At 66.2% G+C, this 4,486-nt stretch carries 6 protein-coding genes; 5 read left to right on the top strand and 1 reads right to left on the bottom strand.

Features of this window, described 5'->3' with window-relative positions:
* From CEY15_RS17440 to CEY15_RS18635, 5 genes are all read left to right on the top strand, one after another.
* The coding region (locus tag CEY15_RS17440) for an IS3 family transposase (protein ID WP_095719469.1) at positions 1–227 on the top strand (227 nt) is incomplete at its 5' end.
* A gap of 129 nt (positions 228–356) precedes the next feature.
* Complete coding sequence (locus tag CEY15_RS17435; protein WP_095719468.1) at positions 357–812, top strand: transposase; 456 nt, start codon at positions 357–359, stop codon at positions 810–812.
* Complete coding sequence (locus CEY15_RS17430) at positions 809–1,864, top strand: IS3 family transposase (protein WP_083249486.1); 1,056 nt, start codon at positions 809–811, stop codon at positions 1,862–1,864. Before CEY15_RS17435 ends, CEY15_RS17430 begins: the two co-directional genes overlap by 4 nt.
* Before the next feature lie 247 nt (positions 1,865–2,111).
* Positions 2,112–3,218, top strand: coding sequence for a BtrH N-terminal domain-containing protein (locus CEY15_RS17425; protein ID WP_067478094.1), 1,107 nt, complete (start codon positions 2,112–2,114; stop codon positions 3,216–3,218).
* Positions 3,219–3,257: 39 nt separating this feature from the next.
* Positions 3,258–3,728 carry a transposase gene (locus tag CEY15_RS18635; protein ID WP_228549380.1) on the top strand — a complete coding sequence of 157 codons (471 nt, stop codon included), beginning with the start codon at positions 3,258–3,260 and terminating at the stop codon, positions 3,726–3,728.
* Positions 3,729–3,773: 45 nt separating this feature from the next.
* On the opposite strand, the gene CEY15_RS17415 is transcribed toward CEY15_RS18635, so the two are convergent.
* Positions 3,774–4,486: ISL3 family transposase (locus CEY15_RS17415; RefSeq protein ID WP_141244323.1), on the bottom strand; the 713-nt coding region annotated here is incomplete at its 5' end.

The raw sequence follows: 4,486 nt of genomic DNA, 5'->3' as shown, positions 1-4,486 counted from the left end.
CGATGTACGAGGAGAACTACCACGTGTACGGCGCCCGCAAGATGTGGAAGGAGATGGGACGCGCCGGCCACCAGGTCGCCCGCTGCACCGTCGAACGCCTCATGAGAGCTGAAAGACTCAAGGGGGTCCAGAGGGCCAAGTCGCCGCGCACCACTCGGCCCAAGGCTGAGACCGAGCGGCCCGCTGACCTGGTGGAACGCAAGTTCGTCGCCGAGCGGCCAAATTAACTATGGGTAGCCGACATCACCTACATCCGCACCTACGCCGGGTGGGTGTACCCCTATCCGCCAGACTGAGGTGAGACACCCGGGCTGGCTGGTTGAGAGGCTGGGGCGTGAGGAGAAGGAGAACCCAGCATGACTATCACTGCAACTACTGACGCGGCCCTGGAGGCCTCGCAGCCGACGCCGACGACCTCGACGCAGGAGACGGTTCAGGCCCCGCGGACCGGGCGGCCGGCCCGGCGGACGTTCACGGCCGAGTACAAGCGGCGCATCGTCGCCGAGTACGAGCAGGCCCCGTCCGGGCAGAAGGGCCGCGTGCTGCGCCGAGAGGGCCTCTACGATTCCAGCGTCAAGCAGTGGCGGGCCCAGATCGAAGCGGGAACACTGGGCACCGTGTCCAAGAGAAGGCCCCGGGCTGGCCAGTCGCCGGAGCAGGCGCGCATCGCTGAGCTGGAAAAGCAGATCAGCAAACTCGAGTCAGACGCCGCCCGGAAGGACAAGGTCATCGCCGATCGTGACGCCGCGTTGGAGGTCATGGGAAAAGGTGTCGCGTTCTTGGAAGCGCTCTCCAAGAAAAACAAGGGGTGACCAGGGCCGCCTGGCGCACCTGGCAGGCCGAAACCGCGCAGCTGCTGACCGCGCTGCTGGGTGTGGTGCGGTCCTGCGCCCTGGTCGGTAGGTCGCGGGCGACCCATCATCGCCAGGCCAATCCGAAACCGCGCCAGTATGGGCCGCACCCCAAGGCCCGCCATCCTGCCGAGCTCACCGCCGCCGAGCGCACCGCGATACTGGAAGTGCTCACCAGCGAGGCCTACGCCGATCTGTCCGTGGCCCAGGTGTGGGCCCGCGAACTCGACGCCGGCCGGTATCACTGCTCGCAGCGCACGATGCACCGGATCCTGGCGGCCGAGGCGATGAACGGCGAGCGTCGTCGGCAGGCAACCCATCCACCACGGGCGATTCCCGAACTGGTCGCAACCTCAGCAAATGATGTGTGGTCGTGGGACATCACGAAAATGCGGGGCCCGGCCAAGGGCATCTGGTACCACGCCTACGTCGTCATCGACATCTACTCCCGCTACGTCGTGGGCTGGCGCATCGAGACCGTCGAAGACGGCGAACTGGCCGCCGACCTGGTCGCCGCCGCCATCGCCGAGCAAGGCCAGGCACCGGGGTATCTCCACGCCGACGGGGGCGCGGCGATGACCTCGAAGCCGTTGGCCTCACTCCTGTGCGATCTGGATGTAACCCGGTCGCACAATCGGCCGCGGACCAGCAACGACAACCCGTACAGCGAGTCGCAGTTCAAGACCATGAAGTACACGCCGAACTACCCCGAGCGGTTCGCCAGCATCGGTGCCGCCCGGGCATGGATGAACCGATTCATCCACTGGTACAACCACCAGCACCGGCACAGCGGGATCGGACTGCACACCCCGGCCAGCGTCCACGACGGCACCGCCGAGACCATCCGCGACAGGCGCCAGCTCGTGCTCGACGCCGCCTACGCCAAACACCCCGAACGGTTCACCCGACGACCGCGCCCACCCCGACTGCCGGAAAAGGCGACCATCAACGACCCCGACGCCCGATCACCCGAAACTAGCCAAGCCCAACCGAGCACCTCACGTCTCATTTGATTTGACACGCTCCGGGCCGCCGGCTCGTGGAGGAGAGCGGTGGTGATTGTCTGGCGGACGCCCGGGGCTGCCTCGCCCAGCGCATTTCTTGAGCTATCACTCGGCGGGCGGCGCAGGAACGAAGGATCCTTTCGATGGACCGCTGAGGTAGGTACATGCCTGCATGAACGAATGTATAGTCACGTAACCGCATGCCCGTCCAACCGGAAACCGCGCAGATTGCTGCGACGCCGATTCAGGAGATGTCATGTCAGTCGAGGTCCCTACCCGTCATCCAGAGCCGCGACGAGTCCTACTGGACTATCCCCACCGTCAGGCAGGGCATTGTGGTTCCGGAGCGCTGAGAGACCTCCTGGAGTGGGCCGGTCTGGGCTGGGACGAGGTGCCGAGCGAAGGTCTGGTCTTCGGAATGGGCGGTGGTCTCGGCTTCACCTACCTGCGGGCACCGGGTCTCGCCCCTCCCATCTACTTCGTCGGGCGTAGCAGCGACCTCGAGGTCGACCTTCTCGCCAGGCTGGGTGCAGAGGTCGACGTTCGGGGAACCGACGATCCCGAGACCGGCTGGGGCTGGGTCCGCCGCGAACTCCAGCAAGGCCGTCCCGTGCTGATGTGGGCCGACATTTCTGAGCTGCCCTACCTCAATGTCCGCCTTCAGATGAGTCGGCACGACATCGTCGTGATCGGTTACGAAGACGACACCGAGACGGCTTTCGTGGTGGACAACGACCGAGCCGAGATGCAGAAAGTCCCCTACGAGGCTCTTGCGCGGGCGCGCGCGTCCCGATCGTTCCCCGTGCCCACGAGGCACACCACGTACTTCGTGAACTGGCCCCAGATCCTGCCCGATCTCCGCCAGACTGCGGCTTCGGCCCTCGTGGCCTCGGTCGAAAACATGCAGGCGGCGACAACCGCGATTATTCCGGACGCGTCGGTGCTACCGCCGGATGCCGTTGCCGCTGCCGGGATCAGTGGAGTCACGGTCTTCGCCGAGGATGTCGACCGGTGGCCGGGGCTCATGCCCGAACCGGAACTGGACATCGCGCTGCGTTCTCTCCACGCCTTTGTAGAGAAGGCAGGCACGGGCGGCGGCCTGTTCCGCCGGTTGCAGGCACAGTTCTGTGGCGACGTGGCCCGGCTAACGGAGTCCGCGGAGATGGCGAAGGCCGGAACTGCGCTCTTGCGCTGCGCGGACACGTGGTCGGCTCTGGCTGCGGCCGGCCGTAGCGACGGATCGACGCTCGATCGCTGGCGACGGGTCAATGAACTCGCCGCGACGCTTCCCCGCGACGAAGGCCATGCCATCTCTCACATGCGCAAAGCGGCGGGGGAACTGGGGATGGGTGACCCATTGTAGGCAAGTCGGCGAACGCAGCAAGCGAGCACCACTGCCGGGTTGCAGCAGCAGATCTGCGGCCACCGCGGACGTAAAGGCGACCCGCTCTACGGGATCCGCACCATCATCCGCTGCGACCCGGCACGGCTGACCGAGCGGCAGTGGCGACGGTTCAATGACGCATTGGCCGCCGACCCCCGGCACGAGGAACTGTTCCTCGCCTGGCAGATCGCCCACGAACTCCGACAGGCCTACCACCATAAAGACCTGCCAGCCGGGCGCAGCGCTGCGGAGAAGATACTCGCGACCTTGCCGTCCTGCCCGATCCCAGAGATCGCCCGCCTCGGCCGCACTCTTCGCAAGTGGAAGGACTCCTTCCTCGCCTACTGGACCACTGACCGATCCAACAATGGTGGAACCGAAGCGATCAACGGCCTCATCGAACTCCACCGGCGCCTGGCCCGCGGCTACCGCAACCGCGACAACTACCGCCTGCGGATGCTCCTCATCGCCGGCGGGCTACGGACCTGACCCCACACTCAGATGCGAAGAGCCCCTTATCCGGCCCTTCCGGAATCAGAGTGCATTGATCCGGTCGTGAAGCTGACCGGAGTGGATCAGTGACCGCAAGATGTAGTGGTTGAGGTTCCGGAAGCCCAGGGCGATTCCGCGGAGGTGTTCGAGGCGCCCGTTGATGGCCTCGACGGGACCGTTGGAGGCACCCACGTCGAAGTACGCGAGGATCTCGCGGTGCCGCTTCCACAGCGACCGGCCGAGCTGGGCGAGCTCGGGTAGTTCCTTCGGAACGCCGGCCCGGATCGATTTGAGGAGCTTGTACATCGCGATCTTGCCCTCCCGCTTGCCCGAGGCCTCGTAGGCGGCGATGAGCCGCTGGTAGACGCCGTAGGTGACCTCCACCGCCGCGTGCGCATCGTTGGCCGTGAACGCTTTGAACAGGCGGGCCTTCTGCTTGTCGGTGAGCAGCTCGGCCCGGGTGTTCAACGTCCGGCGGATGCCGTACAGCGGATCGCCCGTGCGGCCCCGGTGCCCGGTGGTGGCCTGCTGGATGCGCTGGCGGCACACGGTGAGCTTGTCCGCGGCCAGGTGCACGACGTGGAAAGGATCCATCACCGTCCGCGCTTCGGGGACGGCTTTGGCTGCGGCGGTGTGATAGCCGGCGAACCCGTCCATTGTCACCACCTTGACCCGGTCACGGAACGCCTGGTCGCGCGCGTCGAGCCACTCGGTCAGGACCCTCGCCGAACGCCCCGGGACCATGTCCAGCAGGC

The organism is Dietzia natronolimnaea (assembly GCF_002289575.1).
Taxonomy (GTDB): domain Bacteria; phylum Actinomycetota; class Actinomycetes; order Mycobacteriales; family Mycobacteriaceae; genus Dietzia; species Dietzia natronolimnaea_A.
This window is presented reverse-complemented; position numbering and strand designations above follow the sequence as displayed.

What these genes read in the sequence shown, in the direction of transcription:
- CEY15_RS17435 (WP_095719468.1), top strand. Translation starts at nt 357, where the DNA reads ATGACTATCACTGCAACTACTGACGCGGCCCTGGAGGCCTCGCAGCCG.
- CEY15_RS17425 (WP_067478094.1), top strand. Translation starts at nt 2,112, where the DNA reads ATGTCAGTCGAGGTCCCTACCCGTCATCCAGAGCCGCGACGAGTCCTA.